The 20,552-nt window shown below is 67.8% G+C and carries 25 protein-coding genes and 1 tRNA gene; 15 read left to right on the forward strand and 11 right to left on the reverse strand.

Features of this window, described 5'->3' with window-relative positions; genetic code table 11:
• The 4 genes from CJ177_RS05380 to CJ177_RS05395 all read left to right on the forward strand — a co-directional run bounded on the left by CJ177_RS05380 (window position 1) and on the right by CJ177_RS05395 (window position 1,794).
• Window positions 1-489: a MauE/DoxX family redox-associated membrane protein gene (locus CJ177_RS05380; protein WP_005240245.1), complete on the forward strand. Its 489-nt coding sequence runs from the start codon at window positions 1-3 to the stop codon at window positions 487-489.
• A 41-nt stretch (window positions 490-530) separates the two neighbouring features.
• The gene (locus tag CJ177_RS05385; RefSeq protein ID WP_005240246.1) at window positions 531-1,262 is read left to right on the forward strand and encodes a DsbA family protein; all 732 of its coding nucleotides are present in this window, start codon (window positions 531-533) and stop codon (window positions 1,260-1,262) included.
• A gap of 162 nt (window positions 1,263-1,424) precedes the next feature.
• Window positions 1,425-1,497 (forward strand) — tRNA-Ala (locus CJ177_RS05390).
• A gap of 87 nt (window positions 1,498-1,584) precedes the next feature.
• Entirely contained in the window at window positions 1,585-1,794 is a 210-nt protein-coding gene (locus CJ177_RS05395) for a hypothetical protein (protein WP_005240247.1), read from the forward strand.
• Window positions 1,795-2,073: 279 nt separating this feature from the next.
• Here CJ177_RS05395 and CJ177_RS05400 read toward each other — a convergent pair whose 3' ends face one another.
• Window positions 2,074-2,475 (reverse strand): PAS domain S-box protein, encoded by a 402-nt coding sequence (locus CJ177_RS05400; protein ID WP_005240249.1) that lies wholly within the window; start codon window positions 2,473-2,475, stop codon window positions 2,074-2,076.
• Between the two features lie 127 nt (window positions 2,476-2,602).
• Between CJ177_RS05400 and CJ177_RS05405 the strand changes: the two genes are divergently transcribed.
• Window positions 2,603-3,088, forward strand: a complete 486-nt coding sequence (locus CJ177_RS05405; RefSeq protein WP_005240250.1) for a DapH/DapD/GlmU-related protein — start codon at window positions 2,603-2,605, stop codon at window positions 3,086-3,088.
• On the opposite strand, the gene CJ177_RS05410 is transcribed toward CJ177_RS05405, so the two are convergent.
• Window positions 3,028-3,552, reverse strand: coding sequence for a MarR family winged helix-turn-helix transcriptional regulator (locus CJ177_RS05410; protein ID WP_025432317.1), 525 nt, complete (start codon window positions 3,550-3,552; stop codon window positions 3,028-3,030). The genes CJ177_RS05405 and CJ177_RS05410 overlap by 61 nt on opposite strands.
• 64 nt (window positions 3,553-3,616) lie before the next feature.
• On the opposite strand from CJ177_RS05410, the gene CJ177_RS05415 reads away from it, so the two are divergent.
• From CJ177_RS05415 to bluB, 3 genes are read left to right on the forward strand one after another with little or no spacing between them, the layout of a single operon-like run.
• Window positions 3,617-4,471, forward strand: a complete 855-nt coding sequence (locus CJ177_RS05415; RefSeq protein WP_061041154.1) for an alpha/beta fold hydrolase — start codon at window positions 3,617-3,619, stop codon at window positions 4,469-4,471.
• A gap of 45 nt (window positions 4,472-4,516) precedes the next feature.
• Window positions 4,517-5,554 (forward strand): GTP-binding protein, encoded by a 1,038-nt coding sequence (locus tag CJ177_RS05420; protein WP_095867379.1) that lies wholly within the window; start codon window positions 4,517-4,519, stop codon window positions 5,552-5,554.
• Complete coding sequence (gene bluB, locus CJ177_RS05425) at window positions 5,551-6,210, forward strand: 5,6-dimethylbenzimidazole synthase (RefSeq protein ID WP_005240257.1); 660 nt, start codon at window positions 5,551-5,553, stop codon at window positions 6,208-6,210. The genes CJ177_RS05420 and bluB overlap by 4 nt, the downstream gene beginning before the upstream one ends.
• Here the strand turns inward: bluB and CJ177_RS05430 are convergent.
• The 4 genes from CJ177_RS05430 to glp form a co-directional block, all read right to left on the reverse strand.
• Window positions 6,207-7,625 (reverse strand): DEAD/DEAH box helicase, encoded by a 1,419-nt coding sequence (locus CJ177_RS05430; RefSeq protein ID WP_025432318.1) that lies wholly within the window; start codon window positions 7,623-7,625, stop codon window positions 6,207-6,209. The two genes, bluB and CJ177_RS05430, sit on opposite strands and share 4 nt — an antisense overlap.
• Window positions 7,626-7,877: 252 nt before the next feature.
• Window positions 7,878-8,291 carry a molybdenum cofactor biosynthesis protein MoaE gene (locus tag CJ177_RS05435; RefSeq protein ID WP_025432319.1) on the reverse strand — a complete coding sequence of 138 codons (414 nt, stop codon included), beginning with the start codon at window positions 8,289-8,291 and terminating at the stop codon, window positions 7,878-7,880.
• On the reverse strand, window positions 8,284-9,258 hold the full coding sequence (gene moaCB, locus CJ177_RS05440; protein WP_095867380.1) for a bifunctional molybdenum cofactor biosynthesis protein MoaC/MoaB: 975 nt from the start codon (window positions 9,256-9,258) through the stop codon (window positions 8,284-8,286). Before moaCB ends, CJ177_RS05435 begins: the two co-directional genes overlap by 8 nt.
• Window positions 9,255-10,439: a gephyrin-like molybdotransferase Glp gene (glp, locus tag CJ177_RS05445; RefSeq protein ID WP_095867381.1), complete on the reverse strand. Its 1,185-nt coding sequence runs from the start codon at window positions 10,437-10,439 to the stop codon at window positions 9,255-9,257. The genes moaCB and glp overlap by 4 nt, the downstream gene beginning before the upstream one ends.
• A gap of 121 nt (window positions 10,440-10,560) precedes the next feature.
• Here glp and moaA point away from each other — a divergent pair, with 121 nt between their 5' ends.
• Window positions 10,561-11,616 (forward strand): GTP 3',8-cyclase MoaA, encoded by a 1,056-nt coding sequence (moaA, locus tag CJ177_RS05450; RefSeq protein WP_005259589.1) that lies wholly within the window; start codon window positions 10,561-10,563, stop codon window positions 11,614-11,616.
• A complete protein-coding gene (locus tag CJ177_RS05455; RefSeq protein WP_095867382.1) occupies window positions 11,609-11,866 on the forward strand; it encodes a MoaD/ThiS family protein in 258 nt (85 codons plus the stop codon). Before moaA ends, CJ177_RS05455 begins: the two co-directional genes overlap by 8 nt.
• On the opposite strand, the gene CJ177_RS05460 is transcribed toward CJ177_RS05455, so the two are convergent.
• Window positions 11,863-12,648: an SDR family oxidoreductase gene (locus CJ177_RS05460; protein ID WP_095867383.1), complete on the reverse strand. Its 786-nt coding sequence runs from the start codon at window positions 12,646-12,648 to the stop codon at window positions 11,863-11,865. The two genes, CJ177_RS05455 and CJ177_RS05460, sit on opposite strands and share 4 nt — an antisense overlap.
• A gap of 4 nt (window positions 12,649-12,652) precedes the next feature.
• Entirely contained in the window at window positions 12,653-13,492 is an 840-nt protein-coding gene (gene nadE / locus CJ177_RS05465; protein WP_005240272.1) for an ammonia-dependent NAD(+) synthetase, read from the reverse strand.
• 50 nt (window positions 13,493-13,542) lie between these two features.
• On the opposite strand from nadE, the gene CJ177_RS05470 reads away from it, so the two are divergent.
• Window positions 13,543-14,094 (forward strand): nucleosidase, encoded by a 552-nt coding sequence (locus CJ177_RS05470; RefSeq protein WP_005240273.1) that lies wholly within the window; start codon window positions 13,543-13,545, stop codon window positions 14,092-14,094.
• Here the strand turns inward: CJ177_RS05470 and CJ177_RS05475 are convergent.
• Together CJ177_RS05475 and CJ177_RS05480 are read right to left on the reverse strand one after the other, a co-directional pair.
• On the reverse strand, window positions 14,091-14,861 hold the full coding sequence (locus CJ177_RS05475) for an META domain-containing protein (RefSeq protein ID WP_095867384.1): 771 nt from the start codon (window positions 14,859-14,861) through the stop codon (window positions 14,091-14,093). The two genes, CJ177_RS05470 and CJ177_RS05475, sit on opposite strands and share 4 nt — an antisense overlap.
• 34 nt (window positions 14,862-14,895) lie before the next feature.
• Complete coding sequence (locus tag CJ177_RS05480) at window positions 14,896-15,495, reverse strand: TetR/AcrR family transcriptional regulator (protein ID WP_005240279.1); 600 nt, start codon at window positions 15,493-15,495, stop codon at window positions 14,896-14,898.
• A 101-nt stretch (window positions 15,496-15,596) separates the two neighbouring features.
• On the opposite strand from CJ177_RS05480, the gene CJ177_RS05485 reads away from it, so the two are divergent.
• Complete coding sequence (locus CJ177_RS05485) at window positions 15,597-16,160, forward strand: NAD(P)H-dependent oxidoreductase (RefSeq protein ID WP_095867385.1); 564 nt, start codon at window positions 15,597-15,599, stop codon at window positions 16,158-16,160.
• A gap of 28 nt (window positions 16,161-16,188) precedes the next feature.
• On the opposite strand, the gene CJ177_RS05490 is transcribed toward CJ177_RS05485, so the two are convergent.
• A complete protein-coding gene (locus CJ177_RS05490; RefSeq protein ID WP_061041152.1) occupies window positions 16,189-17,022 on the reverse strand; it encodes a siderophore-interacting protein in 834 nt (277 codons plus the stop codon).
• A gap of 564 nt (window positions 17,023-17,586) precedes the next feature.
• On the opposite strand from CJ177_RS05490, the gene CJ177_RS05495 reads away from it, so the two are divergent.
• From CJ177_RS05495 to nrdE, 3 genes are all read left to right on the forward strand, one after another.
• Complete coding sequence (locus tag CJ177_RS05495) at window positions 17,587-17,820, forward strand: redoxin NrdH (protein ID WP_005240286.1); 234 nt, start codon at window positions 17,587-17,589, stop codon at window positions 17,818-17,820.
• 88 nt (window positions 17,821-17,908) lie between these two features.
• Entirely contained in the window at window positions 17,909-18,385 is a 477-nt protein-coding gene (nrdI, locus tag CJ177_RS05500) for a class Ib ribonucleoside-diphosphate reductase assembly flavoprotein NrdI (protein ID WP_005259574.1), read from the forward strand.
• Entirely contained in the window at window positions 18,343-20,526 is a 2,184-nt protein-coding gene (gene nrdE, locus CJ177_RS05505; RefSeq protein ID WP_005240290.1) for a class 1b ribonucleoside-diphosphate reductase subunit alpha, read from the forward strand. The genes nrdI and nrdE overlap by 43 nt, the downstream gene beginning before the upstream one ends.
• Window positions 20,527-20,552: the final 26 nt, after the last annotated feature.

Here is a 20,552-nt window from a genome sequence, read left to right on the forward strand (position 1 = left end):
GTGTGGATCAAGGTCGTCTCCCTTCTCGCCCGGCTGTCTCTCGCCGCCGTCTGGCTGGTTTCCGGCGCACTCAAAGTCGCCGACCCCGCCCAGACGATCATCGCGGTCCGCGCCTACCAGCTGCTTCCCGAGGACCTCGTCCGGCCCGTCGCCAACACGTTGCCGTTCTTCGAGATCGCGCTCGGGCTGCTCCTGCTGATCGGGCTCGCCGTCCGCGCCACTGCCGCGGTGTCCGCCGCGCTCCTGCTCGTGCTCATCGCTGTGATCGTCTCGGTGTGGGCCCGCGGGCTGTCCATCGACTGCGGATGCTTCGGCGGCGGCGGTGCGGCCGACGTGAACGGCTGGGACTACACCAAGGAGATCCTCCGGGATGTGGGCTTCCTCGCACTGGCCGTGTGGCTGATCGTGTTCCCCCGTTCCCCGTTCGCGCTGGGGCTCGGCTCCCGCGCCACTTTCTCAGTGACCCCTCAGCAGACGGTGGCAGAGTAAGCATTCGGTAAATCGATCCGACGTCGAAGGACTGCATCCACGTGAGCTCGAAGAACAAGTACAACCCGCAGCCGGAGTCCAGCCGGTCCACCTACATTCTCGGTGGGCTCGCGGTACTGGTCATCGCCGTACTGGTCATCGGTGGTGTGATCTGGCAGAGCAACCGCAGCAAGCCGCGCAACGACGGTTACGGCGGGGTCCAGAACTCCGAGGTCCAGGTGGCGCTGCAGGACGACGGTGTCGTACTTCTCGGCCGCCCCGACGCGGCCACCACGGTCGACCTGTTCGAAGATCCCATGTGCCCGTACTGCGCCGAGCTCGAGAACAAGAACGGCCAGGAACTCGCGCAGGCCATCGACGACGGCAAGGTGGCCGTCCGGTATCACGTCCTGAACTTCCTCGACCAGCTGTCGGCCAGCGGTGACTACTCCACCCGGGCCGTCGCGGCATCCGAGTGCGTCGCAGAAACCGGTGACGCCGTGGCGTATTCGGCGTTCCACGCCGCGCTGTTCTCCCCGTCGAACCAGCCGAAGGAGAACGGCAGTTCCGATCACACCAACGAGGAGCTGGCGCAGATCGCCGGCGACGCCGGAGCCTCCGACGAGGCCGTCCAGTGCATCACCACCGGTGCGAAGGTCGAGCAGGCCCGTGCGCACGCCGAGGCGGGCCGTCAGGCCCTCGCCGCGAGCGGCGCTACCGGCACCCCTGCCGTGGTCAAGGACGGCACCGTGATCGATGCACTCTCCAATGAGAACTGGGTGTCGCAGCTGTAGGCGGCTCCGCCGCCCGTGCGCGGTTGACGAGTGTCTGGACTCCTTAACCACGCACGGGCGCGAAGCGCCTCTGACCAGGCGATTTGTTGGCCAGGTCGGCAATGGTGTAACTTTCTTCGAGCACGGAGGAAGTCATTCCGAGTGCGGAGAACAACCGAATACGGGGCTATGGCGCAGCTGGTAGCGCACCACACTGGCAGTGTGGGGGTCAGGGGTTCGAGTCCCCTTAGCTCCACTTTCGAGAGAAGCCTCTCATCCGCAGACAATGCGGGTGGGAGGCTTTCCTCATTCATCCCCCTTGTCCCGGTGGGACACTGGCGTCATGACATTCACTGTGACGCATCGATCATTCGACCAATTGGCGGAGTTCGCCGTCACCGACTTCGGCGACGACGACAGCTATAGCGTTCACGAGTCCGGGGCGCTCGTCATCGTCCGTGCCGCCCGGGAGTTGATCTACGCCCCTGGAAGCTGGTTCCTGGTGGAGCGGGAGGACGGGCAGGAGGACGGTTCGCCGGGCAACTACATGTGACCGACCAGCGCAGCGACGGCACTCAGGGTCGAACTCGCACATACGTTCGATAACCGGGTAGATTCGACGTGTGGCCGCCAGCACCGAAACAGCGCCGGGGCGCTGTCCGAACGGGCACACGCTGGCCGCCAACACGTGCCTGGTGGGGTGGGAGGTGTGCGGGTGCGCGACGTCGAACAACGGCGGGCACCGCACCCATTTCTGCCGGCGATGCGGCGCGACCGTCCGGACTCCGCCGTGCAGTGGCGCGGCGTCCGGCGACGGTCGGTGAGCGGGCGGTTATCGGATCGGTTGCCTCGCGGCCGTGGGGTTGCCCCAGATCGTGTCGGATTCGTCCTGGAGCACGAGTGCGACCAACCTCTCGGTGCCTGCCATGAATGTGGACGCCGCGACGCGCACCCAGATCCAGTGGCCTTCCCGGTGGCGGATTCGCAGATATGCTGTCGCGCTGGTGCTTTCCGTGCCCAGGACGCGGGCGAGCATGGTGCCCCACAGTTCGGCGTCGTCGGGGTGGAACAGATGCTCGTGTTCGAGGTCTGCGAATTCTTCGGTGTCGTAGCCGATCAGGGCCGCGCAGGCGGGGTTGCTGAACACGAGGTTTCGTTCCCGGTCGTGAACGCTGATCGCGTGGGGGATGGACTCCATCAGTGCAGCGAATCCGTCGCTATCCAGTTGTCTCACTGTCCCCCCTCGGGCATCTTCGATGGCGCCCACATCGTACGCCGCGCCTCGGATCTTCGGGCGGTGTCGCAGTTAACGACGAGCAACGTCCGATAGCGAACCTGATCCGTGGGGATAGGGTGACGGGATGCGGTTCGTCACCATCGTCCAGGCCTCCGCGTTCGTCCCCGTGTGGCTGCGGGTTCTCCTGCTGATGGCGGCAGGCGCGAAAGTGTGGGGAGCCGGCATCTATTCAGGCTGCCACTTCGGCAGCAAGGACGTCACGATGGGGCTGGGGACGTTCGTCAACCGCGGAGTGCTGTTCGACGGCACCGCGCCCATCACGCTCGGCAGGCAGGTCGCTGTCGGGCACCGGGCCCAATTCATCACGAGCACGCACGAGATCGGTCCGAGCTCCGGCCGGGGCGGGCGGGTGGTCGACCGTCCGATCGTGATCGGCGACGGATGCTGGATCGGCGCAGGCGCGATCATCCTCCCCGGAGTGACGGTGGGGGACGGATGTGTCATCGGGGCGGGCACGGTGGTCACCCGCGACTGCGAGCCGAACGGGCTCTACGCCGGGTCGCCCGCGCGTCGTGTCCGCGACCTCGACTCGTCGCCGTCCGTGCGCTGAGCGCCGGCCCGGCGTTCGACGGCGACCGCTCGGTTCACGCCGTCGAGAAACCGTGAAATGGTGGCTCTTTCGACAACGTCGAAGTCGTCGAGGACGGCGGCCGTCCGGTCGATGAGCGGTCCGAAGAACGTCTGACCGAGATCGACGGCGCGGGGTGTCACGGCGAGCAGCGACCTGCGACGGTCGTCGGCGTCCCGGTCGCGCCGGATCAGGCCGGCTTTCTCCATGCGGTCGAGGAGGGCGGTGACCGAGGCGGAGTTGATGCCGAGCTGACCTCCGAGCCATCCGGGAGTGGCGGCGAGTCCCGCGCGGTCGGCGTCGAGGATGCAGATCAGGGCGCGCAGATCGGTGGTGTGCAGTCCGTGTAGTTGCGCGAATTCGGCACCGAGCAGGTTCAGCTCGACTGCGAGTGCACGCAGCCGGTGCACGGTCCGTGCGCCTTCGTCCGGGTTCACGCCCTGCAATCTACTGCGCCTTTTCGTTCGATTGTCTAGTATCTCGATAGTCGAGATAATTGGAGGAGGGCTGATGTCGGCAGTCGACGACTTCTTCGCCGCCTACGACGCGCTGCTGGACGACTGGCCGGTGAACGTCACCCCCGTCGACGTCCCGACACCGTTCGGGTCCACCCGGGTGAACGCGTGCGGACCCGAGTCGGGGGCGCCGCTTGTCCTGCTGCCGGGAGGCGGGGCGACGTCGACCGTGTGGATCGCGAATGTCGCGGCGCTCGCCCGCAGTCACCGGGTGCTCGCGGTGGACGTCATGGGCGACGTGGGGCGCAGCGTGAACGACGGTGCACCGCTGCCGCTGCGCACGGCCCTGAATCTGTTCGAGTGGCTGGATGCGGTGCTCGACCACCTCGGAGTGAACGCGTCCGCGGTGGTCGGTCATTCGTACGGCGCCATGATCGCCCTCGCCTACGCGCTGCACGGTTCCCGTCGCGTCGAGAGCCTGGTGCTGCTCGACCCGACGTCCTGCTTTGCGGGCATGAGTCCGAAATACCTGCTCCGCGCGGTGCCGGTGCTGATCAGGCCGACACAGAAGCGGCAGCGGAGCCTGATCGACTGGGAGACGGCAGGCGCCGGAGTCGACCCCCGGTGGCTTCGTGTCACCGCGCTCGGGACGGCCGCCTTCGGCCGCACCACGCTCGTGGTGCCGCCACGCCCGAAGCCGGACGCGCTGGCGAGGCTGACCGCCCACACGGCGGTGGTGCTGGCAGGAGAGAGCCGGGCGCACGATCCGGGCAGGGTGGCGGCGAACGTTCGCCGGTTGCTCCCGTCGGCCACGGTCACGACGATTCCCGGAGCCACACATCACGGGCTGCCGATGGCGCCCGCTGCCGACGTCGACGCGGCGATCCTCTCCGCGGGGGCGGGGCGCTAGGATGGGCGCCCGGTAGATCGTCGAGGTCCCACGGAGGTCGCAGCGTTGGCGAAGAAGCGGATTCCCGTCGTCATCGTCGCCGGATTCCTCGGTTCGGGAAAGACCACTCTGCTCAACCACGTGCTGCGCAACAACCGCGGGGTCCGGGTCGGCGTCATCGTCAACGACTTCGGTGCCGTGAACATCGATTCGATGATGGTGGCCGGTCAGGTCGATTCCATGGTGTCGCTGAGCAACGGCTGCATGTGCTGCGCCGTCGACGTCAGCGACATGGACGAGATGCTGGACCGCCTGGCCCATCCCACGTCGCAGATCGACGTGATCATCGTCGAGGCGAGCGGACTCGCCGAGCCGCGCAACATGATTCGACTCGTTCTCGGTAGCACCAACCCGCACGTCGTGTACGGCGGTCTCGTCGTGATGGTCGACGGTGAGCAGTTCGAGGACATGTCGGCGCAGCACCCGGACCTCGGCAAGCACGTCACACTCGCCGACCTCGTGATCCTGAACAAGACGGACCGCATCGACGACGGCCGACGCGCCGCCGTGCAGGCGATGGTCCGCGACTACAACGACCGCGCGCCCGTCCTGACCACCGACCACGGCCGGATCGAGCCCACCCTGTTGTTCGACCGGGAACCCGGGCGTGAACCGGCGGCGGGGGAGCAACTCACCCTCGACCAGCTCCTGCTGGACCAGCACGACCACTGCGAAGACCACGATCACCTGCACTCGTCCTACGAGGCAGTCGATTTCGCCTCGAACGACCCGATCGATCCGCGGCGGCTCGTCGAGTTCCTCGAGAAGCGGCCGGTCGGGATCTACCGGATCAAGGGATTCGTGCACTTCGCGGTGCCCGGGCAGTCGCGGAAGTTCGAGGTGCAGACGGTCGGTCCGCACATCAGATTCACGTCGACGCGGTGGGAAGCCGGCGAGGAGCGGGCGACCCAGCTGGTGCTCATCGGCGCCGACATCGAGGCCGAGCAGGTGCGGACCCGGCTCGCGGACTGTGTCGTGGCGGAGGGAGAAGAGGCGGACCCCGGCGCGATGCTGGGCGTGCACCGCTATACCGTGACCGCGTGACCGAGTCTGCGTGTAGTCCTGAAACGAATCCCGAGCCAGCGCTGTCCGTGTACGACGCGATCCGTCGTCGTCGCGACGTGCGGGCCGAGTTCACCGGGGAGCCGATCGCGGCCGACGTGCTCGACCGCATCCTGGGCGCGGCGCACTGCGCCCCCAGCGTCGGCAACACGCAGCCGTGGGATTTCGTCGTCGTGCGCGACACCGAGACACTGACCACGTTCGCCGACCACGTGGCGGGCGCGCGGCGACGTTTCGCGGACTCGCTGCCCGAAGACCGGAAGAAGACGTTCGATCCCATCAAGATCGAAGGGATCTGCGAGAGCGGCATGGGCATCGTCGTCACCTACGACCGGAGCCGCGGCGGCGAACACATCCTCGGCAGGCACACGGTCGACGACACCGGTCTGTTCTCCGCGGTGCTCGCGATCCAGAATCTGTGGCTCGCCGCGGCCGCCGAGAACGTCGGCGTCGGCTGGGTGTCGTTCTACGACGAGCCCTATCTCACCGAGCTGCTGGGAATCCCCGACCCGGTGCGTCCCATCGCCTGGCTGTGCGTGGGGAAGGTTGCCGAGTTCCAGCAGGTGCCGGACCTCGAGCGCTTCGGGTGGCGGGGGCGCCGGCCACTGGCCGACGCCGTCCACCTCGAGAAGTTCTAGCCCTGACGGCGGCGTGAGCCACCGGCGGACGCCGTCCGGGTGCCGCCGCCCGTGGACGCAGCGGCACGCGGGCGTCCGGCCGCACCCGAGCGGGAGCGACGTGCGCCGCCGCCCTGACCGTGTGCGCGACCGCCCTGGCCGCGTCCACCCTGGGCGCCGCCCGGTCGCTGATTGCGTCCGCCGCCGTTCGACGCCGGTGCCGCCTTGGGGGCGGGGGCGACGTGCGGTGCGATGTCGCCGACGAGGTCGAGCACGTGTGCGGAATCCGCGGTGCTGCGGACGGGGGTCACCTTGATCGCGGCCTTGCGCATGAGCACGGCGAGGTCCTTGCGCTGCTCGGGCAGCACGACCGTCACGACGTCGCCTGCGCTGCCCGCGCGTGCGGTGCGACCGGAACGGTGCAGGTACGCCTTGTGCTCGGCGGGCGGATCGACGTGGACGACCAACTGCACGTCGTCGACGTGGACGCCGCGCGCGGCGACGTCGGTGGCCACCAGCACGCGTGCCTCACCGGCGGAGAACGACGCGAGGTTGCGGTCACGGGCCGCCTGCGACAGGTTGCCGTGCAGGTCGACCGAGGGGATTCCCGCCTCGGTGAGCTGACGGGCCAGCTTGCGGGCCTGGTGCTTGGTGCGCATGAACAGGATCCGGCGTCCGGTTCCGGACGCCAGTCGCTCGACCAGCTTGCGCTTGGCTTCGACGCCGTCCACGTCGAACACGTGGTGCGTCATGGCCGCGACAGGCGAGTTCGCCTCGTCGACCGAGTGCAGGACCTCGTTCTTCAGGAACCGCTTCACCAGCTTGTCGACGCCGTTGTCCAGGGTGGCGGAGAACAGCAGCCGCTGCCCCTGCTGGGGAGTCGCGGTGAGGATGCGGGTGACGACGGGCAGGAAGCCGAGGTCGGCCATGTGATCGGCCTCGTCGAGCACGGTGATCTCGACGGCGTCGAGGCTCACGAACTTCTGCTTCATCAGGTCTTCGAGTCGTCCGGGGCACGCGACGACGATGTCGACGCCGGCCTTGAGAGCGCTCACCTGACGGTTCTGGGAGACACCACCGAAGATCGTGGTGACCCGCAGGTCGTAGGCGGCTGCGAGGGGCTCGAGGGTTGCGGTGATCTGCGTGGCGAGCTCGCGGGTGGGGGCCAGGATCAGGCCCACCGGGCGGCCCGGGCGACGCTTTCCGCCCGACAGTTCACCCGCGAGGCGGGACACCATCGGGATGGAGAAGGCCAGCGTCTTACCGCTGCCGGTCTTGCCCCGGCCGAGCACGTCGCGGCCCGACAGCGTGTCGGGGAGGGTGTCGACCTGGATGGGGAACGGGGAGGTGATCCCCTTGTCGGAGAGTGCTTTCACCAGTGGTTCACGGACACCGAGCGCGGCGAACGTCGTGTCGGGAGTATGTGTATCAGACAAGTGGTCAGGCCTTTCGGGCACAGGGTTGTGCCCGGAGGGCCGATACGGAAGGTCTCCGTCGGAGCTCGAGCACAGGTTGGCGGCGTTGCCGGTCGGCAAGCTTCTTCGCCGTAAGAAGAGCGGATGCGGTGGTGCACATCCAACAGGATTCGGGTGACCGAACTGAATGCGTTCTACGACGCTGGATGACCGTCGTGGTCACCTAGTGATCGCCACTCTACCCGGTGGCAGCCGAACGGTCCGACCGAGGAGTCACAAACCGACCCATTCCGAGGCCCCGTCGGCGAATTTCTGCCGCTTCCAGATCGGTACCTCATGCTTGATGCGCTCCACCAGTTCGGCGCACGCGGCGAACGCCTCGGCGCGGTGTGGTGCGGCGACCGCGGCGACCACCGCGAGGTCGCCGACGGTGAGGGATCCGACCCGGTGGATGGCCGCCACGGGCAGTCCGGTGGACGCCGCGACCTCCTCGCAGACGGTACGGAGGAAGCGTTCGGCGTCCGGGTGCGACTGGTATTCGAGGTCCGAAACGGATTGTCCGCCATCGTGATTGCGCACGACTCCGGTGAACACCACGACGGCGCCGTGCTCGGGCCCGGCCACGGCGGCGTCGACGACGGCGGGATCGAGGGGTTGATCCGAGATCTGGGCGAGGATGTCAGGCATCGTGCGCACCTCCGCCGGCGACCTGAGCGAGGAGATGGTCGACGATGGGGTCGAGGACGGACAATCCGTCCTTGACGCCGCCCGGCGAACCGGGGAGATTCACCACGACTGTGCCGTTCGCCACACCCGCGAGTCCGCGGCTCAGCGAGGCGTGTGGGGTGACCTCCGTCCCGCGATTACGGATGGCGTCGGCCACACCGGTCAGTTCGCGGTCGAGCACCGCACGGGTGGCCTCCGGGGTCGCATCCGTGGGGGAGACGCCGGTGCCGCCGGTGCTGATGATCAGCGCCGGATTGCCGGACAGTGCGTCGGCGAGGCCGGCCGCGATGTCGGCGTCCGCGTAGATCAGCGGACCCCGGGTGGTGAAGCCACGGTCCTCGAGCCACGCGGCGATCACCGGGCCGGTCGTGTCTTCCCGAGTGCCCTTCGCGGCGCCGGTCGAGGCGACCAGAACGGCCGCGGATCGCGGCGTCACCGTGGGGGTTCCGGTGCTCTGCTGCTCACGCGTCCAGTGTCCGCGTTTGCCGCCGTCCTTGGTGAGCAACCGGACACCGTCCAGTGTCGCGGCAGGGTCGACGGCTTTCACCATGTCGTGCAACGTCAATCCGGCCACCGCCACGGCGGTGAGGGCCTCCATCTCGACACCCGTCGGGCCCTTCGTCTTCGCCGTGGCCTCGATCGTGATGGCATCGTCGGTGAAACCGAACTCCAGCTTCACCGACGACAGCGCGAGCTGATGGCACAGCGGAATCAGCTCGGACGTCTTCTTCGCCCCCGAGATCCCGGCGATCCTGGCCGTCGCGAGAACGTCCGCCTTGGGCAGATCGTCGGCCCGGACCAGCTCGATCACCGCAGGTGTGGTGACCAATTGCCCGGCGGCCACCGCGATTCGGGTCGTGTCCGCTTTCGCGCTCACGTCGACCATGCGGGCGCGGCCCTCACTGTCGAGGTGCGTCAGGTCGCTCATAGGGGTATCACCTTCACGAGTTGGCCGGCGTCGAGCGCGGTGACGTCGGCGGGAACGTCGACGAGGACGTCCGCCCATGCCATCGCGGCGACGAGATGGGAACCGGGGCCGGACACGAGTTCGACTCCGGCGTCGGTGCGGCGTGCGCGGAGGAACTGCCGCTTGCCGGGAATGGAGGTGACGGCCGCGGCGAGCGGCAGCTCCTCGGGTTCCGTCTCGGGGAGCCCGGCCGCGCGCCGGATCTCGGGACGCGCGAACACCTCGAACGAGACGAGCGTGCTCACCGGGTTCCCGGGAAAGTTGAGGACGGGCGTGCCGTCCACGACGGCGGTGCCCTGCGGGCCGCCCGGTTGCATCGCGACGTGACCGAACTGTGCGCCGAGCGGGGAGAGCGTCTCCTTGACCACCTCGAAGTCGCCCATCGACACCCCGCCGGAGGTGAGGACGAGATCGGCGGTGGTGGTCGCCTCCGCGAGCAGGGTCCGGAACTCGGCCGGGTCGTCGCCGCTGCGGGTGATCGAGACGACCTCGGCGCCGTTGGCCCTGGCGCTCGACGCGAGGGCGATGCCGTTGGAGTCGTAGATCTCTCCGGGGTGCAGCGTGGTCCCGGCGTCCACCAGTTCGGCCCCCGTGGTGATCACGGCGACGCGGGGACGCGGACGCACCGGGACGCGCTGCAGCCCGACGGCGGCAAGGACGGCGATGTGCCGGGCGGCGAGAACACTGCCTGCGGGCAGCAGGAGCGTGCCCTCCCGGACGTCGCTGCCGCGCTCGCGCACGAATTCGCCCGCGGCGCGTGAGCGTTCGATGCGGACCTGTCCGTCCGCGGCCTCCGTGTCCTCCACCGGGACGACGGCGTCGGCACCGTCGGGGATCGGCGCACCGGTCATGATCCGGTAGGCGGTCCCGGGAGTGTGGGTGGTGGTGCCGGCCGGTCCCGCGGCGATCACGCCCAGCACCGGCAGCACAGCAGGCACCGACGCGACGGATTCGGCGTCGACCGCGTACCCGTCCATCTGCGAATTCCGGAACAACGGCAGGTCGACGGGGGAGTGGACGTCGGCGGCGAGGGCGCGCCCGAGTGCCTCGCCGAGCGGAATCTCCTCGGCCGGGCGCTCATGGAGCGTCGCGAGGAGTTCGGCGACGTGCTGGGTGTGCTGCTCCACAGAGCGTGCGGTCACGATGTTCCTCCGGCCATGGTCACCAATCCTAGGCATCCCTCCAACAGGGCGACGAGGGCACCGCGCCGGACAACGGTCACCCCTCGCGGCATACTGGACAGATGCAGCGAAAGGCAACTCGATGACGGCGGTGGCGATGGGCATCCCGACCGTCCGGTCGTCGGTCTCGCTCGCGGGCAGGCCCGACGTCGACCAGCTGGTCGACCGGTTCGGCCGGGTCGCGCGTGACCTGCGGGTGTCCATCACCGAGAAGTGTTCGCTGCGCTGCACGTACTGCATGCCCGAGGAAGGCCTGCCCGCCATCCCGGCGGAGAACCTCCTCACCGCGGATGAGATCGTCCGGCTCGTCGACATCGCCGTCCACCGCCTCGGTGTGCGCGAGGTGCGGTTCACCGGGGGCGAGCCGCTGATGCGCGTGGATCTCGAGCAGATGATCGCCGGGTGCGCCGAGCGCGCGCCGGGGATCCCGCTCGCGATGACCACCAACGCGGTAGGTCTCGAGCACCGCGCGGCCGGGCTCGCACGCGCCGGACTGACGCGGGTCAACGTCTCCCTCGACTCGGTCGATCGTGAGCACTTCGCGAGACTGACGCGGCGCGACCGGCTGCCGTCGGTGATCGCCGGTATCCGCGCCGCCGCCCGAGCCGGACTGGCGCCGCTGAAGATCAATGCGGTGCTGATGCCCGAAACGCTCAGTGGAGCGGCCGATCTCCTGGAGTGGTGCCTGAGCGAGGGCGTCGCACTGCGGTTCATCGAGGAGATGCCGCTCGACGCCGATCACGAGTGGGCACGCGAGAACATGGTCGCCGCCGACCGGTTACTGGCCGTCCTCGGCGAGCGGTTCACCCTCACCGAACACGGGAGGGAAGATCCGTCGGCGCCCGCCGAGGAGTGGCTCGTCGACGGCGGACCGGCCACGGTCGGGATCATCGCGTCCGTCACTCGCTCGTTCTGCTCCGACTGCGACCGCACCCGCCTCACAGCCGAGGGAACGGTACGGTCGTGCCTGTTCAGCGATCAGGAGATCGACCTGCGGGCGGCCCTGCGGTCGGGTGCGGGCGACGAGGAGCTGGCGCAGTTGTGGCGCGGCGCGATGTGGAACAAGTGGGCGGGCCACGGAATCAACGCGGACGGCTTCGCGCCGCCGCAACGGAGCATGGGAGCAATCGGTGGTTGACGTGACGGGCATCTCGGTTCGGTACTTCGCGGCCGCCGCCGACGCGGCGGGCTGCACCAAGGAAACACTCGACCTCCCGGCCGGCGCGGATCTCGGCCAGGTGAAGGCACTTCTCCTCGCCAAGTACGGTCCCGAGATGCAGCAGGTGCTGTCGGTCTCGGCCTTTCTGGTGGACTCCGAGCTGACACGCGATCTAACCCGCACCGCCGGCACGCAGGTGGACGTGCTGCCGCCGTTCGCCGGCGGCTAGCGGGCCGCGTTCACGGAGTCGGCCAGCCACCGGTCGAATGTGATCGTTCCGAACCGATTGTCGGGCACCAGGTTCGATCCGTCCCGAAAGAACTGGCCCATCGCGCCGGGAAGAGGCACGGTCACGACGAACCCGTGCGTCCCGGTGGCCTTCTTCCACGCCGCCGTCAGATCGCGGGCGGTGCGGACCTCCGGTCCACCGATCGTGATCGGCCCCTCCGGCGCCGGTTCGGCGGCCAGGGCGGCGTCGACCAGCGCGGTCGCGACGTCCCTGGTGTCGATGGTCTGGAAGCTCGTCTTGGAGAACGCGGGGATCAACCCGGCCCGGCTCGCCGGCTTCGCGATCATCGGAATGAAGTCGTGGAACTGGGTCGCCCGCACGATCGACGTCTCCATCGCGGCGCTCTCGTAGACCCGTTCCTGCTTCCGCTTCGCCCGGTAATAAGGGAATTCGCTGCGGTCGACGTTGACGATGGAGAGCAGCACGGCGCGCCCGACTCCTGCGCCGTCCGCGGTGGCGAGGAGGTTCTCGGCGCCTTTCTCCAGCACGGCCCGGGTGCCGCGGGTCTTGCCGTCGGTGGTGTCCACCACGACGTCGACCCCGTCGAGGGCCTCGGCGAGGCCGTCACCGGTGACGAGATCACCGTGGAAATGGGCGATCTCGCTGCCCGGCGCACCGCCGTGCCGGGTCAGGACCCGGACGGAGTGACCGCGCGCGAGGAACTCCTTGACCACCTGCCGGCCTGCAGTGCCGGTACCGCCCGCGACGAGCGCCTGGACCATCGGGTCACCGCCACCACGTGTCGAGCGGGGTCACCGGGACCGTGCGCTTGTGGCGGGTATTCAGGAACATCGTCTCCAGCTTCTGCGCGACGGCGTCCGGCACGTCCTTGCCTTCGAGGTAGTCGTCGATCTGGGCGTACGTGACGCCGAGCGCTTCCTCGTCGGGGAGGGCGGGGCGATCGTCCTCGAGGTCGGCGGTGGGGACCTTCTTCCACGTGCTCTCGGGTGCGCCGAGTTCGCGTAGGAGTGCGGCGCCCTGACGCTTGGACAACCCGGTCAACGGGGTGACGTCCACGCCGCCGTCGCCGAACTTGGTGAAGAAGCCGGTGATCGCCTCGGCGGCATGGTCGGTGCCGACCACGAGGTATCCGAGCTGGCCGGCGATCGAGTACTGGATCACCATGCGTTCGCGGGCCTTGATGTTTCCGCGGACGAAGTCGCGGAGTTCGCCGCCGTCGCCGATGATGTCGCGCAGCGCCTCGGACGACTCCTTCGCGGTGGCGTCCGCGCCGGGCTTCACATTGACGACCACCGACCGGTCGGGCTTGATGAAGTCGAGCGAGATCTGCGCGTCGGACTCGTCCGCCTGGGTGCCGTAGGGCAGCCGCACGGCGACGAACTCGGCGTCGTGGCCCTCGTCACGCAGTTCGCTCGCCGCGAGCTGGGCGAGGCGTCCGGTGAGGGTGCTGTCCTGACCGCCGCTGATGCCCAGGACGAATCCCTTGGCCGGGGTCGACAGCAGGTAGTCCTTCAGGAACTGAACACGTTTGCGGATCTCGTCAGCCGCATCGATGGTGGGCCGGGCACCGAGTTCCTCGAGGATCTGCGCACGTAGATTCGCCATGACAGAACTCTAGCGAGTGCCCCTGACGAGCGCAGGGTACGGTTCCGCGCATGAGTAGATCGGACGTTCTGGTGGTCAGCGCGACCAAGGCGGAGGCGGTGCACGTCCCGGCCGAGTTCGAGGTCCTGATCACCGGGATCGGCAAGGTGAGCGCCGCCGTGGCCGTGGCGTCCGCACTCGCCGACTACCCGCGAACCGACAAGCCGCTCGTCGTCAACATCGGCACCGCCGGTGCGTTGCACGAGCACCACAGCGGCCTGTTCACGCCGTCGACGGTCCTCAACCACGACATCAGTGGCGACGCCATCCGGGCGCTCGGGCACGAGGTGGCCGATCTCCTCGCCCTGCCGGACGGCGACGGTTCCGTGCTCGCGACCGGCGACCTGTTCGTGGCGGATGCCGCGGTGCGCGACGTACTGGCCCGGCGAGCCGACCTCGTGGACATGGAGGGTTTCGCCGTCGCCTACGCCAGCGCTCGCGGCGGCGCCCGGTGCCGGCTGGTCAAGCACGTCAGCGACACCGCCGACGACTCGGCACTGGACTGGCCTGCCCGGATCGATGCGAGTGCCCGGGAACTCGGGTGCTGGCTCGCGGCTCTCTAGCTTGCCCGCAGTGTCAGCCCGATCCCGTCGCTGTTGACCAGTCGCAGCGAGTCCGAATGGACGCTGTAGCCCGTCTCCCCGGTCAACGCCGCGAGCACGGCACGCTCGACCTCGGAGACGTCCGGGGGGCACGCCATCCGGGTGGTGGCCCAGGGTCCGAACGAGATCGAACTCTGCTGCACGTCCGCGGTTCCGGTCATGCGGTTGCAGCCGGTGAAGCCGGACGCCGAACCGTCGCCGGCGATGAGCAACTGGGGTGCCGTCCTTTCCAGTGCCTCCGTCGTCGTGACCGCGTCCGGGCTGATCAGCGCGGTGACCGTCCAGGTGGTCCCGACGACGGGCCGATCCGGCCGGACGACCTTCTCGTCCGTCAGCGTCACCGAACCGGTGGGGGTGGTGAGGGTGAGCGTGTCGCCGCCGAGGGTCCAGTTCGGCTGCGCGTCCAGCAGTGCCGCCACCCAGGCGTCCGCGCCGGCGGCCTCTCCCGGACACGCCATCAGCGTCATCGCGAGCGGACCTGCCACGACCTTCCCGCCGGACAGATCGACGTCGGCGCTGCCCTGATTGCATCCGGCCTCGACGGAGAGGCGTCCGGGGTCGGTGAAGCCGAGCACGAGCGGCCCACCGCCGGGAATGGGATCGCCCTCGACGGAGGTGGAGATGTAGGTGCGACCCACCGGATCCGGGGGCGTGGTCTGCGCGTTCCCGCCGCAGGCGGTGAGCGAGGCGAACGTCAGGAGGCCGAGAACGGTGGCGGTGGTGCGCATTCCCCGAGGTTAGACAAATTGTCCGGATTCGGGATCAACATCGGGTGACGCGCCGGATCAGGTCCTCCCAGGCGTCGCCGAGACGCTCCACGGACATCCCGAGGTCGCGCAGTTCGTGCAGTACCAGCGTGGCCTCGAGCGGTGCGAGCAGGGAACACGCCAGCAGTTCGTGGTCGCCGTGCACCCCGGCCGCGCGAAGCAGGGACACGACGTGGCGCACGGACACCGCCCGGGCGGGTGCGGCGAACCGGAACTCCAGAGAATTCTCGGCCGCGCGCTGGACCTCACCTTGCACCTCGACGATCGCGATGCGGGCGTGCCCGAAGGCGATCAGCCGGTCGATCGGGTCGGCGCCAGGACCGAGCGGTGGTGGACCGAACATGAAGGACTGCTGGAGTTCCCGTTCGGTGTGGTCGAGGAGTGCGTGCATGAGGCCCGACCGGCTGCCGAACCGGCGGAACACTGTGCCCTTGCCCACACCGGCCTTGCAGGCGACCGCGTCCATCGTGACGGCGTCGACGCCGCGCTCCGCGACCAGCAGCGCGGCCGCATCGAGCAGAAGGCGCCGATTACGTGCGGCGTCTCCGCGTTCCGGGGGATCGACCCCGATCTGGGGCAGCAGGGGACTGGTCACGCCTCGCATCCTACCGCGACGGGAACATAAGTGGACCGCGGTCCGTTTAGTTGCTATACATGTTCACGAGTCGCCCTACGCACCATCGAAGGATTATTGACATGTCACAGACCAACGTTCTCGTTCTCGTCGGCAGCCTGCGCGCCGCCTCGGTCAACCGTCAGCTCGCCGAGACCGCGATCGCCGTGGCGCCCGAGGGTGCCGAGGTGACCGTGTTCGACGGCCTCGGAGACGTCCCCTTCTACAACGAGGACATCGACGTCGCCGGTTCCATCCCCGCCGTCGAGGCGCTGCGCGACGCCGCCGGCCGCGCCGACGCGCTCCTGCTCCTCACGCCCGAGTACAACGGCACCATCCCCGCCGTCCTCAAGAACGCCATCGACTGGATGTCCCGGCCGTACGGCACCGGCGCCGTGAAGGACAAGCCCGTCGCCGTCATCAGCGCCTCGCCAAGCGGCAACGGTGCCCAGTGGGCGCACGAGGACACCCGCAAGGCCGTCCGCATCGCAGGCGGCAAGGTCCTCGAGGACGTCACCCTCGCCATCGGCGGCACCATCGACAAGTTCGGTGACCGGCACCCGCGCGAGAACGCCGAGGTCGCGCAGCAGGTTGCCGACGTCGTCGCCAGCCTCGTCGACGCCACGAAGCAGCTCGTCGACGCCTGACGATTCCGCTCACGCGGCGCCGCCGTCGCTACAGCCCGGTTCGATCCAGGGCTGCGTCGACGGCGTCGCGCACCGAGTCGAAGTCTTCTCCGGCCGCCAGGGCAGAGTCCCTGGCGGCTTCTATCTGTTCGCGCACCGTCTCGTACCGCGCGACCCACTCCTCCTTGTTGTCGCGCCAATATCCGATGACGTCGTAGCGGTCCGCGTGCCAGCCCAGGTCGTGGCGCAACCAGCGCCGCACCACCCGCGACACCTTCGCCTCGCCCGCGAACCACACGTATCCCGGTGCATCCGGTCGCGGCCAGTCGCGAGCCGCCTCGGCGAGCAGACTGTCGCCGGCGCCGTTTCCGCTCCCGTCCAGCCACGTCACGGTCAGCGCGGCATCGGTGGCGAACTGCTGCCGGTCCTCGGGGGTCGTGACCTCCGCGATCACGTGTACCCGCGCCGAGCCGGGTAGCTCCTCGACGATCCGGCCGACCGCGGGCAGTGCCGTCATGTCGGCGACGAGGAGCTGCCACCTGGTGTCGGCGGGCGGCGCGTACCATCCCGAGGCGGTCGAGAACCCGAGCGTCTCGCCCGGGCGCGCGCCCGCGGCCCAGTGCGCCGCGGTCCCGCCCGCATGGACGGCGAAATCGATGTCCATCTCCAGTGCGTCCGGGTCCCAGCGGCGCACGGTGTAGCTGCGCTTCTCCGCGCCGTCGGGCGGGAAGGCGAGGAGCAGGCGCTCGTCCGGCCTCCCGCTGGTCTCGAATCGACGGAGGTCTCCGCCCGCGAGGGTGATCCTCTGCATGTTCGGCGTGACCCGCTTCGTGCGCGCCACGGGCGCCGACCAGTCGAGGTGGTCCTGGGAGTCGTCGGACATGCGCTCAACGTACCGGGACGGGCCCGGCAGTTACCGGTCGGCAAGCGTGCGGCGCGCGTCGTGCGCGCCGCCCCGGTGTGCCCGGCCGCGGGCGGTCGGGGAGCGGCGTCGCCGGGTGTGACGAGTGCGCCGCTCGGCGGGCTCCGCGATGGTCCGGCGGAGTCGTCTCCGGCCGGCCCGGACGGCGCTCTCCCGGGGCCCGCACCGCGGATGCGGGCGTGTCCTCCGAGGTGACGTAAGCTCCCGGAGCCTCCAGTGCACGAGCGCGATGCGAGGGGTGTTCCGCGTCACGCCGAAAATGTGATGTGCGACACGCCGGAGCGAGCACGAAATTTATGGTCCGCGGGATGACGACCTGGGAATTTCATCAATGTGACTCACAACATCTCGGGTTAAGTGTTTCTGTCGGCCACTAGGTGTAGTGTCTTGAGCACTGAGAGACCACAACGAGAACCGACTCGGGAGCATCTCCATCGGGGGTCACCGCCATCTCGATCAGGGGAAGTCTCAGTGCGCTGAACACACACTTCGTCAGCTCCATTCGGCAGTGGAAAGAGGGACTTCATGAGCATCACCGTCTACACCAAGCCCGCTTGCGTTCAGTGCAATGCCACCTACCGGGCCCTCGACAAGGCGGGTATCGAATACTCCGTCGTCGACATCACCGAAGACCCCGAGGCCCGGGACTACGTCATGGCACTGGGATACCTGCAGGCGCCCGTGATCGTGGCCGGTGACGAGCACTGGTCGGGCTTCCGCCCCGACCGCATCAAGACCCTCTCGGCAAACGCTGCTTGAAGCGAGGCGATCGCACCGCCCGAGGCGGAGTTCGATCCGATTCCCGGGCGGCAGTAAACGGTAGTACTAGTCCAGATGGTGGAAACCGATGACATCGCTGGTGTACTTCTCCAGCGCCTCGGAGAACACGCACCGATTCGTCCAGCGGCTCGGGCTGCCTGCGACGCGCATACCCATTCATGACCGCGAGGGCACCTTCGAGGTTCGCGAACCCTACGTGCTGATCGTCCCCACCTATGGCGGGGGAACGACGGCCATGGGCCGCGACACCAGTTACGTCCCGAAGCCGGTCATCCGATTTCTCAACAACACACACAACAGGTCGCTGATCCGAGCAGTGATCGCGGCAGGAAACACCAATTTCGGTGAATCCTATTGCTTTGCAGGAAACATCATTTCTCAGAAATGCCACGTTCCCTACCTCTACCGCTTCGAACTCATGGGCACAGCCGAGGACGTCGAGCGGGTCAGGGCCGGTCTGGGTGAATTCTGGGATCACTTAGACGACGAGGAGCACGAGAAGTGGCGCCGACCATCACAGACACCATCGACGCGGGGAGCGTAGAGCGCGACGCGCGCGGTGGAGACTCGACGAACGGTCTCGATTACCACGCACTCAACGCAATGCTCAACCTGTACGGCCCCAACGGTGAGATCCAGTTCGACAAGGACGTCGCCGCCGCCCGCCAGTACTTCCTGCAGCACGTCAACCAGAACACCGTCTTCTTCCACAATCTGGACGAGAAGCTCGACTACCTCGTGGAGGAGAACTACTACGAGCCCGAGGTCCTCGACCAGTACTCGCGCGCGTTCGTGAAGTCGCTCATCGATCACGCCTACGCTAAGAAGTTCCGCTTCCCGACGTTCCTGGGCGCGTTCAAGTACTACACCTCGTACACGCTGAAGACGTTCGACGGCAAGCGCTACCTGGAGCGGTTCGAGGACCGCGTCTGCATGGTCGCGCTGACGCTCGCCGCCGGCGACGAGGAACTGGCGACCAAGCTCGTCGACGAGATCATCGCCGGCCGGTTCCAGCCCGCCACCCCGACGTTCCTCAACTCCGGCAAGAAGCAGCGCGGCGAGCCCGTGTCCTGCTTCCTGCTGCGCATCGAGGACAACATGGAGTCCATCGGCCGCTCCATCAACTCCGCCCTGCAGCTGTCCAAGCGCGGCGGCGGAGTTGCGTTGCTGCTCAGCAATGTTCGCGAGCACGGTGCCCCGATCAAGAAGATCGAGAACCAGAGCTCCGGTGTCATCCCGATCATGAAGCTGCTCGAGGACTCCTTCTCGTACGCCAACCAGCTCGGTGCTCGTCAGGGCGCGGGCGCGGTGTACCTGCACGCGCACCACCCGGACATCTACCGCTTCCTCGACACCAAGCGTGAGAACGCCGACGAGAAGATCCGCATCAAGACGCTGTCGCTGGGTGTGGTCATCCCGGACATCACGTTCGAGCTGGCGAAGAAGAACGAGGACATGTACCTGTTCTCGCCGTACGACGTCGAGCGCATCTACGGTGTCCCGTTCGCGGACGTCAACGTCACCGAGAAGTACTACGAGATGGTCGACGACAAGCGGATCCGCAAGTCGAAGATCAAGGCGCGCGAGTTCTTCCAGACCATCGCCGAGCTGCAGTTCGAGTCGGGCTACCCGTACATCATGTTCGAGGACACGGTGAACCGGGCCAACCCCATCGAGGGCAAGATCACCCACTCCAACCTGTGCTCGGAGATCCTGCAGGTCTCGACGCCGTCGCTGTTCAACGACGACCTCTCGTACAGCGAGGTCGGCAAGGACATCTCCTGCAACCTCGGCTCGCTGAACATCGCGAAGACCATGGACTCGCCCGACTTCGCACGCACCATCGAGGTGTCGATCCGCGCACTCACCGCGGTGTCCGATCAGACGCACATCTACTCGGTGCCGTCGATCGAGCAGGGCAACAACGACTCCCACGCCATCGGCCTCGGACAGATGAACCTGCACGGGTACCTGGCCCGTGAGCGGATCTTCTACGGCTCCGACGAGGGCATCGACTTCACGAACATCTACTTCTACACCGTCGTATTCCACGCGGTGCGGGCGTCCAACCGGATCGCCATCGAGCGGGGCACCCACTTCAAGGGCTTCCCGCAGTCCAAGTACGCGTCCGGCGAGTACTTCGACAAGTACACCGATCAGGTGTGGGAGCCGAAGACGGAGCGGGTGCGGCAGCTGTTCGCCGAGTCCGGTGTGCACATCCCGACGCAGGACGACTGGCGCGAGCTGAAGGCGTCCGTGCAGAAGTACGGCATCTACAACCAGAACCTGCAGGCCGTCCCGCCGACGGGCTCGATCTCGTACATCAACTACTCCACCAGCTCCATCCACCCGGTGGCGTCGAAGATCGAGATCCGCAAGGAAGGCAAGATCGGCCGCGTCTACTACCCGGCGCCCTACCTGACCAACGACAACCTGGAGTACTACCAGGATGCCTACGAGATCGGGTACGAGAAGATCGTCGACACCTATGCCGCCGCGACGCAGCACGTCGACCAGGGGCTGTCGCTGACCTTGTTCTTCAAGGACACCGCCACCACCCGCGACATCAACAAGGCGCAGATCTACGCGTGGCGCAAGGGCATCAAGACGCTGTACTACATCCGGCTACGCCAGATGGCTCTGGAGGGTACCGAGGTCGAAGGTTGCGTTTCCTGCATGCTGTAGGCGGCTCCGCCGCCCGTGAGTACTTG

The organism is Rhodococcus sp. ACPA1 (assembly GCF_002300195.1).
In the GTDB taxonomy this organism is placed as follows: Bacteria; Actinomycetota; Actinomycetes; order Mycobacteriales; family Mycobacteriaceae; genus Rhodococcus_F; species Rhodococcus_F opacus.